Here is a 16,995-nt window from a genome sequence, read left to right as displayed (position 1 = left end):
GCGCCTCCAGTCAGGTAGCGCTATGTTGAACCTCAACCTGACATCCTCAAATCCGCAAACCAGAAGGTACCCGATCTTCGGTCCGTAAGGCACTGCTCGCCGGAACTGCAGAGGGCATCCTTGGTGTTACCTCGATGTCACCGAGTTATCCCGCAAAGCTCTTATTCAGTAGCACCCAGGGTAAGGGTGCCCACTGTCCGAAATCCCTGGGCAGCCCACATCCTTGTGTGAACGTCCTGGTAGTAACGCGTCGGGAATACCACAAGGCCTCGATTGGATATGGTTCAGGCGCGGTTTCCGATGCAGCTCAACAGGGGACGCCGTAAGCTTTCGAGGTGTCGGCGCCGCCCACGAGTATTCGGCGATCATCCTCTCAGGGCGGGTAGATCGCCCATAACCGCCGCCTTAGGGAGAAAGTCATGAAGGAACGAGAGGCTCGTCAGAAACTGATCGCAAACATCGAGCAGCGGCAGTCAGCTATCAGGGTGTTCCTGCGTCATGCACGACCTCGCCGGAACAGGCTGGCCACGACAAGCGTCATTGGTAGCGCGCTAGCTGCCGGTCTCACAGCAGGCCCCGCCTTCGGCGGCACCGAGTTCGCTGCGGGGGTTCAAGAAGCGCTGACGCTGGAACAAAGCTCCGTAGTTTGGCAGGCGCTCTGTCTCGCAGCGATGCTGATGTCCGTCGTCGCTGCCATATCGACCGGTTTGGCCAACTCGCACTCAGTGGCCACAAAGGTGAGCGCAGCAGAGGCATGCAATGCCCAACTTGAGGGGCTGAAAGCGGCGCTGGACCTCGGACACCTGCCCCTGCAAGATGCCATTCCGCTCTTTCAGCAATACACGATTCAAGCAGCGTTCGTAGATGATGTGGAAGACAAGGGGACTTCCCCGCGGTGACGATTCTAGATCCGAACCGAGAGTCGGGATAACGGCGGCCCCAGATCTGAACTGTTCTATTTGGTCGATGCCTTGTCTGCCCTTCACAGTCGAGCGCGGCCCGCGTCCCGTAGCTGGCCGGCCAGGCGGAGACTGTCGGCTTCGGTGTAGAGTCCGAGCGCATTCGGCAGCTCCCAGCCCTCGGGGTCGAGACGTCCGTGCCTTCACAGGTGCGATGCTCCTGCCACCGTTCTTGGCTGCCTGGACGGCTAGTTCATTTTTCCCTCGTGCGGCATCAAGCGGCCGCTTCCCATCAAGAAGTCGGACGCACGGAAACTTCCGACCGAGTGGACGCCGGATCAGTTGCTTGCATGCCCGCTCGAGGTGTTGGTAGGGTTCCGTCGCGCCGCCAGAATCGGCTAGAAGTTGGGCAAGATTCATTGAACGAAATTGTTGAAGACCCTGAAGATCCATCAGTGCACTCCAACGGAGTCCAAGGCAAGTCGCGCGGGGACGAAGGCCTTGACACTCCCACCGAATCTGAGGATATTCATGTGTCCAAGAAGTGATTTTCGCTTTGGACGGGGTGTAGAAAATGGGAATTCCTGGCGACGATGGCAGGCTTCCAGTCATTTACGTCCGAGGATTTGCAGGCACGAGTTCTGCCATCAATTCCGCTGTCGACGATCCGTTCTACGGCTTCAGTCAGGGCTCTGTTCACGTACGGGCCAGCAGTAGCGGAAGAGCTGCGTTTCACCAGTTTGAATCACCGATGCTCCGGCTTGTCACCGACCACAAGTACGAAGTACTAGTCCATGGGGACCAGTGGACTTTTCTGAACGGAGTGAACCCAGGCACCGTTAATTCCGCATCAGTCTGGATTCACCGATTTTACGACGACTCAGCGGACACGTTCGCCAAGGACGCCGAGAGCTTCTCGTTTGAGGATGCCGCCCGAGATCTGTTCGAACTGATCAAGCTTGTGCTCTATAAGACAGGCGCACCCAAAGTATTCCTTGTTGCCCACTCCATGGGCGGGCTCATCTGCCGGGCGCTCCTGCAACGCGTAATCCCAGAAAGCCTCACCGCCAACCAGAGTGAGCTGGACCCCGCTGCAGGAACGCGTTACGTCGCAAGAGTCTTCACATACGCCACCCCACACGGCGGAATTCACTTCTCCGGGGGTTTCGGGGTGTTAGAGCGCATCCGAGACGCAACTGGGATCAACGAAGCAGATGTTTTTGGGCCCGACCGCATGTATGACTACCTGACGCCGCCAGCATTGAGGCAGAAATTATCCCGTGAAGACTTCATACCGACCGTCATGCCAGAAAACGGATTCCCGGTAAGTGAACTGTTCTGCCTCATCGGCTCGAACCCAGAGGACTACGACGTCGCCTTCGGATTGTCCTCCGCAGCTGTAGGGGCCCGCAGCGACGGCTTGGTACAAATCGACAATGCAGCAGTCCAGGACGCACCACTCGCGATAGTGCACCGCAGCCACAGCGGACGCTACGGCATCGTCAACTCCGAAGAGGGCTACCAAAACCTCCAGCGCTTCCTCTTCGGCGACCTCAAGATCGAAGTCGAGCTCTTTGGGTTCGCTGTAGGAAAGGCAGCTCCGGCGGACATCGAGTTCCAACTCGATGTCGCCTTGGCAATCCGCGGACTTCCAGTCCTCCTCCACGAGCAAAGCGCAGCCCATTATTGTCCCGTGCGGATTGAGCGCTGGAAAGAAGGAGACCCCATCGACTCCCCTATACCTTTGCTAACGACCTTCCTCTCATCGACAGCACCACGCCCTCGAGTGGGAGGAAAAGAGTTACCGCGACTGCGTCACGCCGTCAAGCTGCGGCTCATGTCCATCAGAGAACGAGAAGGGCACTTCTTCTTCGACGATCATCTGGAGCAGACGGAGGACTGGCAGGACACGCTACTCGTGGACATTGAGCCTCCCTCCGCTAACGCTCCCCTACCCAAAGCATGGGCTGCCTGGAACTCCACGATTCCAACCTCCCTCCGTGACTGGAATCCGGCGCAGAAGGATCAGCTGGAAGACAAAGACGGCACAGAATTTCGTTGGGTTGGCCGCATAGCCGTCCCAGAATTGTCTCAGGACTTGCTGGGCCGCAACGCAGGTATCGAAATCAGGGTCACCCCGCGATCGCTCGAACTTTGAAGAGATTCACCACGAGATCATGGCAAGCGAAGCTGACCGACCCTTCGAGACCGAGGGGCGTACGACCATCAGTCGGTTGATGGACAACAACGGGCTTTGGGGTGCTGTCGGAGCTTTACTAGGGGCGCTGATCGGGGGGCTGTTCTCTTTTCAAGCTGCGGTGATGACGATTTCGGCCGAATCGGAACGAAGCCGGCAATCTTTCTTCCTCACGGAGCGTGTGGCTGGCGAGGATTCAGCAGAGGCACAAGCCGCACTGGTGGAGGCGCAGGCGGACTACGACGAGGCGGTCTCCGCAGCGTGGCGGGTTGACATCATGGCCACGAAACCGGTTTGGGATGCCAAACAAATAATTGCGGAAAATTGGACGAAGCAATGAAGCGACTGACGAGCTACACACAGGACGACGCGGCGTACTTTCAGGATCTTGACAATGCAATGACCGAGCATACAAGCCGATTCTCAGATGCGACCCGCAACGAAATGCAGCCCGAGCAGAATCCGAAGGCCGCACCTACGAGCTTATCTACTCCCTAGCCAAACATCAGCCTTGAACTCGCAGCCCTTCCCCCCACGGCGCCACCGGGGTATGCGCCTGGGATTTGCTTTCCGCCGTTCGCCGAGGTCAACCGAACCCGGGCGGCAGCTAGTGCGACGCCAGAGTCCAGTCCACCGCTGTATGGCCCAGGACGTTACCCGGCTGTCGGCGGCACTGGATAAGACTGTGCCGGGCAAGGATGCGTCGAATCTCCTGATTGGGACCTGGAACGTCCGTGCGTTCGGGGATCTGACCGAGAAGTGGACAGCTGGACCCCGGGATTCGCCCAAACGGGATCTGCATGCCATGGCGTGCATTGCCGAGATGGCGTGCCGGTTCGACGTGCTGGCCCTGCAGGAGGTCCGCCGGAACACCACCGCCCTGCACCATCTGATGGCCCTGCTGGGGCCTGGATGGCGGTTCATCACCTCCGATGTCACCGAAGGCGATGCCGGTAATGGTGAACGCCTGACCTACCTGTACGACACGGACCGGGTCCAACCCTCCGGCCTGATCGGCGAGATCGTCCTGCCGCCCGGAACCGACGGGCCCGTCCCGCAATTCGCCCGCACCCCGTACGCAGCAGGGTTCACCCGCGGCAAGGCAGGGTTCGTACTGACCAGTGTGCACGTCCTCTGGGGTGCCAAGGCCGCTGACCGGCTGCCCGAACTGACCTCATTCGCCCAATGGATGCGGGACTGGGCCGAACGCCCTGACGACTGGAACGAGAACCTCCTCGTCCTGGGAGACTTCAACCTCGACCGCATCGGAAACCCCCTGTACGAGGCGTTCGTGTCCACCGGACTGTGGCCACCCACCGAGCTGGACACGGTACCGCGCACCATCTTCGACAACGACAAGACCCGGCACTTCTACGACCAGATCGCCTGGTTCTCAGAACCCGACGGAACCAGCATGCTCCAAACCCTCACCTACACCGGCCGCGCCGGGCACATCGACTTCCTGCCCCACATACTCACGAACCTGACGAAAAACGAGGTGTCCTGGCGGATCTCCGACCACTACCCCCTCTGGACGGAATTCACTGCTTGACCCCCGATCGACCCCCCACCCTTTCGTGATTGACCATCCCGAGCAAGTATCCGGTGAGGACCCGCTAACAAGCCCGTTAATCGGTTACTGGTGAGACCTCGTGTGCAAATGTACGGGACCGTAGCGAGACGCCGCCGTCTCGGTGGGATTCCCCAGGGTGCATGAAGAGAGGCTGGCGGCTCCGCCGTTCATATCTGTTGCACAGGTTGGTCCCGTGGGAAACTATGGGCATGCCTCTGATTGATCTGTCGCACCGGGTAGCGTTCATGTTCGACAACGAGAGTGAAGCGCGGGATTGCTACGACCGGCTGGGATGCACTTCCGGATCTAACCATTGAGCATCGGATGGGAAAGGACGTGCCCGAAGTCTGGATTGTTCGTTCCGACGTGAACCAGCGTTCGACAGGGGTCCAAATTCAAAGCCTCGCCGACGCAGCTATCCTGTTCGGACCTGTCGACTCGCAGGCACGGAAGGTACTCGACAGCGAGATAGATTGACCACGAGTCGCAAACTCTCTACCTGTTGGGCCGGGGAGGTGCCGACGGAACCGGCAGCGCAACTGCGGAAAGGCAATGATGCCCATTGACGACGATAAGCTCTCCGACTATCTCGGCGATCATTTGCTGGCCGCCGAATCCGGAGTGCGCCTCTTCGAATCGGTAGAACGTACTTGGAAGGACAGTTCCTACCAGTCCGTGTTCGATCAGCTGCGCCGAGACATCGCAGCTGACCGGGACGCTCTCTCCACGTTGATACAACGCCTTGGCTATAGCCCGGGTAAAACCAAAATGGGTTTGGCTTGGGTCGGTGCGCAGCTCAGCAAAGCCGGTCCGCTGAATCCGTTCCACAAAAGCGGTGGCATGAGCGGCCAACTCGAACTCGAGGCCCTACAGGCAGCTGTCCGGGGCAAAGAGGGCCTGTGGGCATCATTGATTGCTTCGTCCCGGACGGATGAACGGTTCGATCCGGAGGACCTGCAACGTCTGAAGGATCGCGCCAGCGCACAGCAGGACCAGCTTGCCGAGATCATGGACAAGACGATCCTCGAGCGGTTCGGTACCTGAAATCATCTCGCCGAGCTATTAGGACTGCAGCTGTAGCGGCCGCGGCGGCAGGCTGAAACCACGACTAAAGGGACATTGGCGGGCACGAGATTGAGCGTGCCGTTCGTGCTTCAAGCCGAGCTTCGATGCTTGCCGCAGGCGAGCACTGCCACATGCACACCGGTGGTGACAGTCTAAGTGGCCGACTGATCTCGTCTCTGCGGCCGGCTGCTTCACGCTCAGCGACAAAACCCACGTCCGCGCACAAGGCTGATCAGCCCTGCGTCGGTGTCGGCTGGGTGACGTCGTGCAGTTGAGGTGCGCCTGCGAACTGTCCGTGGTGAGCAGGGTGAAGGCTAAGGTTGGGGATAATTTGACGAGTTCTACGACGGGGATTGCGGTCGAGTCCCGGGCAGGTTCCGGGTTCGGTGAGCTTGGACAGCGCAAACGCCCACTCGGGACGAGTGGGCCCTTGACTCCGGAACCTGGGGCTTCGTGACCGGGGCGGGTGGGTTCGTTCACGCCGGTAGTCCCAGTGCGGGTGCCATGATCGACGTGTTCCTTTTTTGTTCCTCTTGAGCAGGCCCGCCAGGCCCAGAAGGCCAAGTAGACCCCACAGACCCGCGTCGCCGTTGCCTTCGTCGCTCTGCTGGGTTTGCTCAGTGGCGGGTGGCGTCTCTTCCGCGGCAGTGGCAGGAGCTGCCATGCCCATCAGTACGGCCAGGGATAGGGCGGCAGTGGCTGCAGTCTTACGAATCATTGCTCTCCTTAGGTTTCGGAATGACCCTCTACTGAAGGCCTGATCATCAGCCTGCTTTCTATCTGGGATCCCCGCGACCGAAGGGCAACCACTGCCCCGCGCAATCAGGCGACGCAGAGGCTGGAAAATTCCCCTTGTGCGCTGCTGATCGAAGCTTGGAATCTGACATGATCCTTGGTGTCGTCGCGGGATTTCTCCCATGATCACAACAGAAGGTAAGCTTGCTTATCATAAGGGTCTGCCTGGGGCTAATCCGGTTCCCCAGTGGAGTTTCCCTGAGCACGGACATGAATCGTTTCCCGTCGCACGCTAAGTAGGCCTTTTCTATGACGCAGCAAACCCAACAACACAGCACCTGGCTGGCAGCACACGAGGCAAATTTGACCGCCAATGATCTCTGGCTGCATTACTTCAGTGTCGGCGGCAACCTCAAAGCCTTCGAGCTGGACGCCTATCTGAATGGCATATACCCGCTCCCGGTAGGAGAGCGGAACATCGTCGTTTTGGCACTCAATGAACTGATCGATGACCTGCCTCAGCGCCGAAAGGCGGAATTTGTGTACGACCTGCGGCAGGACTAACGCCTCTCCTCCAAAACAGTGCACCCGCCGCAGACGTGCACCCCGGCTTCTATACACAGACCCTAGTGTCGCGATCTCCAGAAATGGCACCTAAGCCGAACGGCCAGCGAGCTCCGTCGCGTTGAGGGAACCTCCGGAGACACGCCGTGGCGACCTCCTACGGCGTCGCGGTGTCCTACCTGAACCGGGTGAACCTCGCCGCCCGTAACCAGTCGACTGCCCCATGATCAACCGCGTCTCCAATCCTGAAAGCACAATGAGCCAACCACAGATCACGCCACCCCTTCCCGCAATCGATGACAAGGCTGCGCAGGACGGTCTGTCCTGTCGAGCACACAGGTCCCGGCGAGCTCCGAACCCGGGGACGGTCAGACCGGTTTTTGTGATGGTGCACGGGATCGGGATGTCCCACCGCTACTACGACAAGCTACAGCGCACGCTCATTGACTACGGTGACACCCTCATCCTGGACCTGCCAGGTTTTGGAGGAACACCCAAACCCGACCGCCAACTCAGCGTCGGGGATTACGCAACTCTGATCGCGCACACTCTCGATGAGGAAGGTGTGCAGGAGTGCGTACTTGTCGGCCATTCCATGGGTGCGCAGTTCGCGGCGGAGGTTGCCATCATCCGTCCGGACCTGGTCTCGCATGTGGTGCTGATCGGTCCTGTCACTGACACCGAGCACCGGTCTGCGCTCAAGCACACCCTCATGCTCGCCGCGGACACGCTCATCGAACGACCCGTCACGAATCTGATGGTCGCCACCGCGTACGCGCAATGCGGGATCCCCTGGTACCTGCAGGAACTGCCGGTCATGCTGGGGTATCGCCTGGATGACAGGCTGCCCCTGATCCCCCGCCCCGTCCTGGTCATCCGGGGGACCCGGGACATCATCGCCGGGCATGACTGGTGCGAGAAGCTCAGCCGCAACGCCCAAAACGGCCACCTCGTGGAAATACCTGGCCAGCCGCACGCCGCGCACCGGGGAGGCGCTGCCCCGATCACGGCAGCAGTCCTCCACCTCATGCGCGACTATCCGGCCTCGCCGCAGTTGCCCGCTTCCGTGGGCGTGGTCGAGTTACCCTCACCCTCTTCTACGCCTACCTACTCGGATCGCACGGTCAAATCCACCGTTTCAGAGCTGCACTCTGCGACGAAGGTCCTTGAGCTGCGCAGCATCACGGTCCAGGACCGGCAATGTCGGTCCTACTTCATCGACCACGGCGGTGCCTCTGATCGGATCAACCCTGTGGATGGAACCCCGGCTCCGGTCTTTGTGCTGATCCACGGCATTGGAATGTCCCACCGATACTTCCGCCGCCTCGGCGCCCTGCTATCTGTCTACGGCGATGTCCACCTCATCGACCTGCCCGGCTACGGGTGGACGAAGCGGCCGGCGCAAGAAACAACCACCAAAGCGACCGCGGAGATCCTCGGGCTACTCCTGGAGGAAGCTGGCGTGTCTTCCTGCGTGGTCATCGGCCATTCCATGGGAGTCCAAAGCGCCACGGAACTCGCCATCCAATGCCCCGACCTTGTGTCCCACCTCGTCCTGATCGGCGCCGCCGTCGACGTGAAACGCCGCACCGTCCACCAGCAAGTCTTGACCCTGGGCCTCAATTCCATCCTCGAAAAACCGTTACTGAACTTCCTGCAATCCCTCGACGTCCTACGGTGTGGACCGCGCTGGTACCTGGCCCAACTAAAGCAAGCGATGAGCTACCCGCTCGAAGACCGGCTACCCCTTGCCCAGCAACCCGTCCTCGTACTGCGCGGCTCACGCGATGCCGTCGCCGGCGCCGCCTGGTCCGACCGTCTCGCCAGCTCCTCCCTGCAGGGCGAAGCAGGCACCATCGATGGTGCCCCACACGCAGCACACCACAGCGCCCCTGACCTCGTGACCACCGCCATCACCGCACTCCTTCACCGCACCGAAACCCACCCGACATCAGCTGCTCAAACAGGTCCGAGTTAGAGACTGAAGCGGGCTAGCCAGGGCCCAAGGACGATGTCGGCTGAAATCCACCCTCATTTCTAAGCGAGCGAGCGCATCCCGCTCCGGGGACACATCATCACCTTGCCGGGCGCTTTTCGATGACTCTCCGGGCGCCAATGGTATGCCACTGCGGAGTACCGATGGTCCCGAGACGTGCTGCCGCGCACCTTCGCCCACTACTACCGCTCCTCATCAAGGAGTTCAGCGGAATGTAACCCTCCGCAGCCATCACCTCAGGTAAGGACTTACCCTGGCACGAGCCAGCGCCGCAGGCGTCAGCCCAAGTACCCCGGCAGCTGACAATTTTGCACCAATCGGCGGAATCCACCGATATGTCTTCATCAGACTGGCTGAAGACTGGTGACTGCTGGATGCCCCCGGCGGGGCCGAGGGTGTGGGTACTTGTGGTTTCAGCTGTTGTAGGGTTTAGCCAGACTGTCTTCGTCCTCTTCAAGAGCGGGAGTTTTCGACAGTTCTTCAAGCGAGGCTTCTGCTTGCTCCGCGTCGGCCGCTGGGCTTCACCGGAGGCTTTTTGCTCTACGGGATCCTACGCGGGGGCGCCGAGATGGAGACCGAGTTCAGAAGGGAAGAACTCACCGAGGAACTGGACCGGCGTGAGGACAACGAACAGGCCCCCGGAGTGTTCAGCAGCCTCTCATGCTAGGGAGCAGTGCCACCTGAGCCCGCCATCCGATAAGTGCCATCTGGAAGGTGAGGGATGAGCGCAAGACGGCAGGCTCATCCCGGCGCCTCCTTAAGAAACAAATAGTAAGCTTGCTTTGCTTTCGAGGGTGCCGGCGGGTACTGTCGAGAATGCAGAGGTTACCCGTGGAGCAAACTGCGGCAATCTGAACCTCCCCGCCGGAGCGCATCTCTAGCGCCCGCCACCGGCTTTGACGCCAAATCCATTCACAGGAGACACCCCTTGTCTACAAACACTTCCAATAACGCTGCCACCACCACCGATCACACCACCAGGCGCAGCACCGAAACCAAGGCTTCCACGAGAACCACCGAGTTCTTCGTCTACATCGCGGCCGTCCTGACTGTCATCATCACGGCTGCGGTCGTCGGTGACGGCACTGAAGGCTCCGACGCCAGCGACCTGTTCGACGCCAACCAGGCCATGCAGTACATCACCTACCTCACCATCGGCTACATGATTGCCCGTGGCCTGGCGAAGTCCGGCAGCCGCGAGCACTACACCGACTCCAAGTAGAGCTGCGCTAGCTCCCGCCAATCATTAGGCTCGCCGGAGCTGACCCATCCTCATTGTGCGGTCAGGGTCGGATCGGCCATGTTGTCTGAGCGGGTCCACTTGGGCGCATATTGAATAGTTGACCGGATTGGAGCACGACGCTCGCCCCGGTCAACTTGTTTTTGAAGCACAAACACAGCCCTCACAGCCAGAAGCGCTTCGACTAACTCCTGCTCCTTGTGCACAGATGCTAAGCATGCTTGTCTTTGGAGATAGTAAGGTAGCTTCACTTTCCGGTTCAGGTCGCCGGTCGCACGTGCAGATTATGCTGTTCCCCCGGTTCAGCACCCGACAGAATTGAAGGAAAACGATGACTACAGATTGGTCGAACGACCCACTGGTCGCACCAGCCACACCCGCACCCACAACCGCCACGGGCAGTGATCAGCCACCATCCTCAACAACGTCCGCGGCGAAGGAACAAGCTGCGGAGGTAGGCCATGAAGGTGTCAACGCCGCGAAGAGCGTCGCGCAGACCGCTGGCGCTGAAGCGAAGAACGTCGCCCAGGAAGCCGGCACGCAGGCCAAGAACCTCCTGGGTGAGGTTGGTTCAACTTTGAAAAGCCAAGCCGGCACGCAGCAGCAAAAAGTCACCGAGGGCATCCGGTCCCTCAGCGACGAACTGTCCTCCATGGCTGAAAAGTCCGATGAAGGCCCCGCCCGGAACCTGGTGCAGCAAGCAGCACAGCGCACCGGAAATGTGGCCGGTTGGCTCGAGGGCCGCGATCCAGGTTCGCTCCTGAACGAGGCAACCACCTTCGCCCGTCGGCGTCCGGGCACGTTCCTGCTCGTGGCCGCTGCAACCGGCGTCCTGGCCGGCCGGTTCACCCGCGGAACCACAGGCGGCGGGAACACCACGAAACCTCAAAAACTGGCACCGGCTTCCACCAAGCCGCCCGCAGCTGTAAGTGCCTATTCCGATCCCCAGCTGGTAGACCCCTATCAGCCCGGAACGGGCTTGCGGCCATGAGCTCCTCGGTCCGTGGCCCGAGTGCCACCTCCAGTTCACAGACTTTCGACGACGCCGACAAGACGTCGCTGGGATCACTGCTCGGCCAGGTAACGCAGGACCTGTCCGCCCTGATACGCCTGGAGCTGGAACTGGCGAAAGCCGAACTGCGCGAATCCGGCAGTAAAGCTGGAAAAGGCGCAGGCCTCCTCGGCGGCGCCGGCGTAGCAGGACATTTCGTCCTGCTGTTCCTCTCCCTTGCACTGATGTGGGGACTGGCCGAGCTGGTCGGCCTCGGATGGGCAGCACTAATTGTCGCCGTCATCTGGGGCATCGTGGCCGCCGTCCTGGCACTGCAGGGCAAGAAGGAAATGAAACCAATCCGCGGCATGCCAGACACCGTCGCAACCGTCAAAGAAATCCCTCCGACCCTGAAACCAGGTGAGCACACACCATGAGCCAATCACCAGACCAGATCCGTGCCGACGTCGAGCGGACCCGCGCCGAACTCGGACTACCCGTCGACGCGACAGCCGGAACCGTCCCCACCGTCAGCACCGATGAAGCCGATCAAGACCAGGGCGCGCTGCACAGCGCCGGTGAAGCGATCCACGACGCACCCCACACCGTGAAAAACAAGGCACAGGGCAACCCGCTCGCGGCAGGACTCATCGCCTTCGGTGCCGGCCTGCTTGCGGCCTCCCTCATTCCGGCCAGCGCAAAAGAAAAAGAAGCCGCGTCGGCCTTGAAAGAAAAGGCCCAACCGCTCGTCACTGAGGCCACGGACGCTGCAAAGCAGGTGGTCGAAGACATGAAGGAACCGGTCAGCGACGCCGTCGAGTCGGTGAAGCAGACCGCAACCGACTCGGCCCAGACGGTCAAGGACGAAGGCACGCAAGCAGCCTCGGACCTGAAGGACAAGACCAGCGACGCCAAAGACAACGTCCAGGGCAGCGGCTCCTAACCGGGGCCGATCCATTCACTTTCATCAAAGGGAAAACCATCGTGACAACAGCAAACAACTCAGCCGCAGGCGACAGAACGAGGACGAACATCCAGAAGGCCGCCACCGCGGTCGGAGCCGTTTTCCTTCTCGTCGGTGTTTTGGGCTTTATCCCGGGCGTCACCAGCCAGTACGACCAGATGAGTTTCGCCGGACACGACTCCGAAGCGCTGCTCCTCGGCGTCTTCCAGGTCTCCGTCCTGCACAACGTCGTCCATCTGCTCTTCGGTGCCGCCGGCCTCGCGATGGCACGCACCATCTCAGGCGCGCGCAGCTACCTCATCTACGGGGGTGCGGTTTACCTGATCCTCTGGATCTACGGCCTCATCATCGACCACGACTCGGCCGCGAACTTCGTACCGGTCAACGACGCCGATAACTGGCTGCACCTGTTCCTCGGAATCGGCATGATCGCCCTCGGTCTCCTCCTGAGCCGCAACCGCGACAGGACCCACACCGCTCACTGAGTGGGAGATGACTGCTTCGGCCGGTATGGGGTACAACCAGTTCCCTGCACCGGCCGACGCTTCTTAACCGGCCGGACACGCATCCCTCACCCGACCCTGGAATCACACGAAAGCGCAACCCATGTCGAACCTGGATCAATGGCCCACCGCGCGTCTGATAATCACCGCCGGACGCCTAGTGGAGAACGCGTACAACGAAGACCTGGCCACCTACGGAATCACCTATGCAGGGCTGACGATCCTGTCTGTCCTGGCCATCCGCGGGGCACTCGGTCAAAGCGAGCTGGCCGCGGAACTGAAAATACAATCCCAAACGCTGGGCAAAACGGTAGAAGGGCTCGCCCGGAAAGGCTTCGTGACCCGCTCCCGTCACTGGCTGGACCGAAGAAGCCAACTCGTCGACATCACTCCGAACGGCCGACACCTTCTGGAACAGAGCAAGTCACTCGACGAGAAGCTCAAACTAGCCGGTGCCTCCCGCGAAACCACCCTCCGAGACCACGCCCGGACCGTCATCCAAGCCTTCGAACGGAAGCTCCCGGCGACGACATCGACCCGGAAATCATGAGAAGATCAGCTCGCTTATGATGGTTGGTGGGCACCCACTGCTGCTGATGAGTAGCGATCCTGAAAGGTCCTCCATGGATTCACCACGGCGGTTTGATTCGATAACGATCATTTACAACCCGAATAGCACCGGCGATGCCCCCGAACTGGCTGAGGGCCTCCGCGAGGAACTCTCCTCTGTCCTGCCGGCCGGCTCGCGGTCATTGACCTGAAACCTACCGAAAGAGCAGGACATGCGGTGGACCTTGCCCGTGAAGCTGCGTCAGACGGACATGTACTCGTGGTGTCGGTGAGCGGTGACGGTGGCTACAACGAGGTTATCAACGGCGTCATGGCCAGCGGCAATCCAGAGGCGGCGTGTGCTGTGTTGGCAGCGGGGAACGCGAACGACCACAGCCGGGTGGTTGGCCGGAAACCACTCGCGGAGGCGATCACCGAAGGAGCCGCTCGCCGCATCGACTTGCTGCGCATCACGGCTGGTATTGGCACCGAACCGGTGTACGCCCACTCCTACATCGGCTTCGGTCTGACACCCATCATGGCCATTGATCTGGAGAAGGGAAGCAAGGGAGCGATCAAGGAAATGTTCTCCGTGGTGCGGACCTTCCGCAAGTTCAGGCCTTTCGAGATCAGGCAGAACGACGGCGTGCGCAGGAAATTCGACAGTCTGATTTTCGCGAATATCTCCCAGATGGCCAAGTACGCAACACTGAGTGAAGCCGATGATCACCCGGCAGACGGGAAGTTCGAGGTCATCACGTTCCCCCACATGGCGAAATGGCGCATCCTTCTCAGAGCCGTCCGCGCGACGACGCAGGGGCTGGGAGACCAACCCAGCGTACAGAGGTATGAATTCTCTACGCTGAAGCCGATCCCGTACCAGATCGACGGGGAAGTTAGATCAGCGGGTGCAGGAACGGCGATCACAATTGAAAGCGTTCCTCGTGCCCTACCAATCATTGGATAACCAGCACCTGATCGGTCCAGTCCTCTTTCACGGACGCTTCTCGGTACGGGTTTCAACGGCCGCGAGCAATCACCATCCCGACCGGACCGCTTCCAATTACTCGTCAGAAGGTCCGGGCCGGTCGGGAGGGCAACCAGCAGACCACGGCCTGGATGCGCGACCGAAAGCCTGAGTTCCTGCCCCAGTCAGGTGTGCCTGGGCTACCTCGTGGCGGTTTACACGGTTCTGCCATCCGTGCTCGAATTGTTAATGAGCAGTGAAGCTGGTTAAGCAGATAGCCCGCTCCGCTGTTTGGTGCGGACCGGGCTATCTGCTCCGGGTTATCCCAGCGATGTCTTGCCGACACGGGACAACCCGCCCATAGAGCAGAAGGGCATTACGTCTCGGTCCCGGTGTGTGCGGGGGGTCAGAAATTAGTGTCCCAACACATTGCCTGACTCCCTGCACACTCTCCGGTTACGTATTTCCCTCCTCATGCTTCGGAGCGAACCCCATCCTGGATCGCCCAGCGTCGGAGGGTGTTGGCCGTAGGTGGGTGGAGCCGCACATAGTCCACTATGAAAGGAACCAGACATGCCTAGAGGGGACACCGAAACATTCCACGAGGACGGGCGGTGGGGAAACTGCCGCGAAACCATCGACGATCATCCCTGGGGTTACGCGGACACCAAAGAGGAAGCAGTCGCGGCGGCCGGCAGGTTGCTAAAGCCGAAAAGGTCGAGCACGTCATCCGGAACCTCGACGGGACCATTGGTGAACGCAACTCCTACGGACACGATCCCCCTGACATCAAGGGTTTTTTGGTGAGAGGGTGCCCGCCCGGTTTGGCCCCACCGGTGCAACTGGCGCTGGCGCGTGAGGTGCGTCGATCCCGGCATTATGTCTTGCCCGGAGGGTGCGTACATCAGCCGGAAATGGGACGACTACCGGATAGTCATCGTCAGCTGTCCAGGACGCCACCGAGCTGCGGTCCCTGCGGGGCAAGGATCTCACCAATTTTCCGGACCTGCACGAAGCAGCAGGTACCAAGATCCTGGCCCGGAAGCGGATGGCATCTTTCAATGTGTTCGATCTACTCGCCGTTGCAGGCATTGGACGTGCGGTAGCTGGCCCCGGGAGGGTCGGTGCGAGCTGCTTGAAGAGCTGCTTCTTCATGGAGCCACCGTTGAGCTTCTTCCCCGCCACCACGGACACCATTGCCCTCGGCTCGTCGAATCCCGGCGAAAGCCGAGTACTGTAACGACTCCAATCGTCACTGAGCCGCCCGGACGCGGTGGACAGTTATGATACTGACTGCCACGGGGTTTCTTCCTCAGGGCCGGGGTCTAGCAGAAGGCCTGAAAATACTGTTCGATAGGCGAATACTTGAGTACCAGACTCGACCCCTCTGATCCGTTCCCCGAAGATCTCTCTCACCTCGATCTTGCCGAGGTCGAGATCCTCAACAGCAAGGTACACCGTGAGCTCGATCTTGAGTACGTCCGTGACGGCATACCGGCGTTCGAGACAGAGATTCGGAAAGAAGAACTCACCGAAGAGCTGGACCGTCGCGACGTTGAGCAGAAGGAACCGGACACCCCCGCGGTTCGGCTCATCCACGGGTGACCGTTTCTTGAGGAAAACTACGCGATAAACACCGGGTGAAATCTGACAACGGTCAGTAGGCTTACCTATCAGCCTCCGGTGTGCAATCCGCCCGGGCAGGGGCACCTAGGGAAGTTGGAAAACAGTGGAAATCAGCTCATGGTCGATCGGGCGTCTGCTCAATACGGCGGCCCGCTTGAACGAACGCTACGAGAACGAGCGGCTGAGATCTCATGGGATCACCCTTTCCGGTCTGACTCTGTTGCGGGTGCTCACTGTCGGGCAGGCGATCGCCCAGGCCCGCTTAGCCGACGTGCTGCACATCCAACCCCAGACCGTGGGGAAGACCGTGGAGCGGCTAGAGCTGCGGGGTTTCGTCCGCCGGGTGCGAGACCATGTTGACCGCCGCGTCGTCCTGGTGGAGCTCACCGCGGTTGGCCGGCATCTCCTGTCGATCCTCGAGGCGGAGGAAAAGGAATTCGATCGGTCCACTGGCCTGGCCGATAAGGATCTCCGCACCGCGTTGGAGAATGTCATCGCCTCCCTGCGCCCTGCCGAGTCCGGAGTCGACCAGCAAAAAAATGGCTTGGCGGGACGAGAGCGCCTTCCCCTCTTGGCGTCGGTTCGATAACCGCCCGCGAGAGTTCGTATCCGGGAATCAGTCAGCGTACCGGCAACTTTATCGTCGCCGCCAAACCCCGGAAAGTGCTGTGTGGATACGCTGCCCTTGGCAGGCGTACCTGGTGCAAGCGCACGTCGCGGCCTGGACGGCAACGGCAGTGCGGGTCCGGGTTTTTCCCGCGAAAAGACATCGCGGTGCTAAGCCGTCAAGTTCTTGCCCCTTTGTGAGTGTATACATTTCAGTGAGCAGTGCCCGGTGAGGGATCAGTCATAGAGAGACATCCGGCGTCAGGGGGCCGAAATATCGTTAGCCGCGATCGCATATGATTGGCGGTTACTCTTCGACCACAAGCCGCCGTCCGAGAACTTTTGCCTTACGCATTACTGCGCCAGTTCGAATCTAGAGCCCCTAGAATTCGGCGCATGACAAGTGATGAAGAGAAGGATCCTCCCGTACCGTCTTACCTAGAGGGAATCTCCCTGAAGCGGGTGCACAACGATCAGGGCGCAGAAGAACACGACACCGACGACATCGATTCCCCACTGT

At 60.3% G+C, this 16,995-nt stretch carries 18 protein-coding genes; 17 read left to right on the top strand and 1 reads right to left on the bottom strand.

All coding sequences use genetic code 11. From position 1 onward, the window contains the following. Positions 1-419 precede the first annotated feature (419 nt). The 5 genes from AC4D1W_RS16375 (at position 420) to AC4D1W_RS16355 (ending at position 5,713) form a co-directional block, all read left to right on the top strand. Positions 420-899, top strand: a complete 480-nt coding sequence (locus AC4D1W_RS16375) for a hypothetical protein (RefSeq protein WP_490899450.1) — start codon at positions 420-422, stop codon at positions 897-899. 751 nt (positions 900-1,650) lie between these two features. After that, positions 1,651-3,057: an esterase/lipase family protein gene (locus AC4D1W_RS16370; RefSeq protein WP_490899449.1), complete on the top strand. Its 1,407-nt coding sequence runs from the start codon at positions 1,651-1,653 to the stop codon at positions 3,055-3,057. 19 nt (positions 3,058-3,076) lie between these two features. Next, entirely contained in the window at positions 3,077-3,436 is a 360-nt protein-coding gene (locus AC4D1W_RS16365; RefSeq protein WP_490899448.1) for a hypothetical protein, read from the top strand. Positions 3,437-3,736: 300 nt separating this feature from the next. Next, positions 3,737-4,648, top strand: a complete 912-nt coding sequence (locus tag AC4D1W_RS16360; protein ID WP_490899447.1) for an endonuclease/exonuclease/phosphatase family protein — start codon at positions 3,737-3,739, stop codon at positions 4,646-4,648. A gap of 573 nt (positions 4,649-5,221) precedes the next feature. Beyond that, positions 5,222-5,713 (top strand): hypothetical protein, encoded by a 492-nt coding sequence (locus AC4D1W_RS16355; RefSeq protein WP_490899446.1) that lies wholly within the window; start codon positions 5,222-5,224, stop codon positions 5,711-5,713. A 253-nt stretch (positions 5,714-5,966) separates the two neighbouring features. Here AC4D1W_RS16355 and AC4D1W_RS16350 read toward each other — a convergent pair whose 3' ends face one another. Then, the gene (locus tag AC4D1W_RS16350) at positions 5,967-6,452 is read right to left on the bottom strand and encodes a WGxxGxxG family protein (protein ID WP_490893047.1); all 486 of its coding nucleotides are present in this window, start codon (positions 6,450-6,452) and stop codon (positions 5,967-5,969) included. 326 nt (positions 6,453-6,778) lie between these two features. Here AC4D1W_RS16350 and AC4D1W_RS16345 point away from each other — a divergent pair, with 326 nt between their 5' ends. The 12 genes from AC4D1W_RS16345 (at position 6,779) to AC4D1W_RS16290 (ending at position 16,458) form a co-directional block, all read left to right on the top strand. Beyond that, positions 6,779-7,033, top strand: coding sequence for a hypothetical protein (locus AC4D1W_RS16345; RefSeq protein ID WP_490899445.1), 255 nt, complete (start codon positions 6,779-6,781; stop codon positions 7,031-7,033). A gap of 256 nt (positions 7,034-7,289) precedes the next feature. Continuing rightward, complete coding sequence (locus tag AC4D1W_RS16340; protein ID WP_490899444.1) at positions 7,290-9,011, top strand: alpha/beta fold hydrolase; 1,722 nt, start codon at positions 7,290-7,292, stop codon at positions 9,009-9,011. 946 nt (positions 9,012-9,957) lie between these two features. Further along, positions 9,958-10,251: a hypothetical protein gene (locus AC4D1W_RS16335; protein WP_490899443.1), complete on the top strand. Its 294-nt coding sequence runs from the start codon at positions 9,958-9,960 to the stop codon at positions 10,249-10,251. A gap of 349 nt (positions 10,252-10,600) precedes the next feature. Then, positions 10,601-11,260, top strand: coding sequence for a hypothetical protein (locus AC4D1W_RS16330; protein WP_490893043.1), 660 nt, complete (start codon positions 10,601-10,603; stop codon positions 11,258-11,260). Beyond that, positions 11,257-11,697 carry a phage holin family protein gene (locus AC4D1W_RS16325; protein WP_490899442.1) on the top strand — a complete coding sequence of 147 codons (441 nt, stop codon included), beginning with the start codon at positions 11,257-11,259 and terminating at the stop codon, positions 11,695-11,697. Before AC4D1W_RS16330 ends, AC4D1W_RS16325 begins: the two co-directional genes overlap by 4 nt. After that, positions 11,694-12,203 (top strand): DUF3618 domain-containing protein, encoded by a 510-nt coding sequence (locus tag AC4D1W_RS16320; RefSeq protein ID WP_490899441.1) that lies wholly within the window; start codon positions 11,694-11,696, stop codon positions 12,201-12,203. The genes AC4D1W_RS16325 and AC4D1W_RS16320 overlap by 4 nt, the downstream gene beginning before the upstream one ends. A 41-nt stretch (positions 12,204-12,244) precedes the next feature. After that, positions 12,245-12,709, top strand: a complete 465-nt coding sequence (locus tag AC4D1W_RS16315; protein ID WP_490899440.1) for a DUF4383 domain-containing protein — start codon at positions 12,245-12,247, stop codon at positions 12,707-12,709. Positions 12,710-12,830: 121 nt separating this feature from the next. Beyond that, positions 12,831-13,277 carry a MarR family winged helix-turn-helix transcriptional regulator gene (locus AC4D1W_RS16310; protein WP_490893039.1) on the top strand — a complete coding sequence of 149 codons (447 nt, stop codon included), beginning with the start codon at positions 12,831-12,833 and terminating at the stop codon, positions 13,275-13,277. A 46-nt stretch (positions 13,278-13,323) separates the two neighbouring features. Continuing rightward, on the top strand, positions 13,324-13,488 hold the full coding sequence (locus AC4D1W_RS16305) for a hypothetical protein (RefSeq protein WP_490893038.1): 165 nt from the start codon (positions 13,324-13,326) through the stop codon (positions 13,486-13,488). Positions 13,489-13,514: 26 nt separating this feature from the next. Then, positions 13,515-14,243 carry a diacylglycerol/lipid kinase family protein gene (locus AC4D1W_RS16300; protein ID WP_490893037.1) on the top strand — a complete coding sequence of 243 codons (729 nt, stop codon included), beginning with the start codon at positions 13,515-13,517 and terminating at the stop codon, positions 14,241-14,243. A 1,365-nt stretch (positions 14,244-15,608) separates the two neighbouring features. Continuing rightward, entirely contained in the window at positions 15,609-15,848 is a 240-nt protein-coding gene (locus tag AC4D1W_RS16295) for a hypothetical protein (RefSeq protein WP_490892306.1), read from the top strand. Between the two features lie 124 nt (positions 15,849-15,972). Continuing rightward, complete coding sequence (locus AC4D1W_RS16290; RefSeq protein WP_490892307.1) at positions 15,973-16,458, top strand: MarR family winged helix-turn-helix transcriptional regulator; 486 nt, start codon at positions 15,973-15,975, stop codon at positions 16,456-16,458. Positions 16,459-16,995 lie beyond the last annotated feature (537 nt).

The sequence above is a fragment of the Arthrobacter sp. TJ-170 genome (assembly GCF_058269305.1).
The sequence above is the reverse complement of the archived record's forward strand: the minus strand, read 5'-3'. Positions and strand labels throughout refer to the sequence as shown.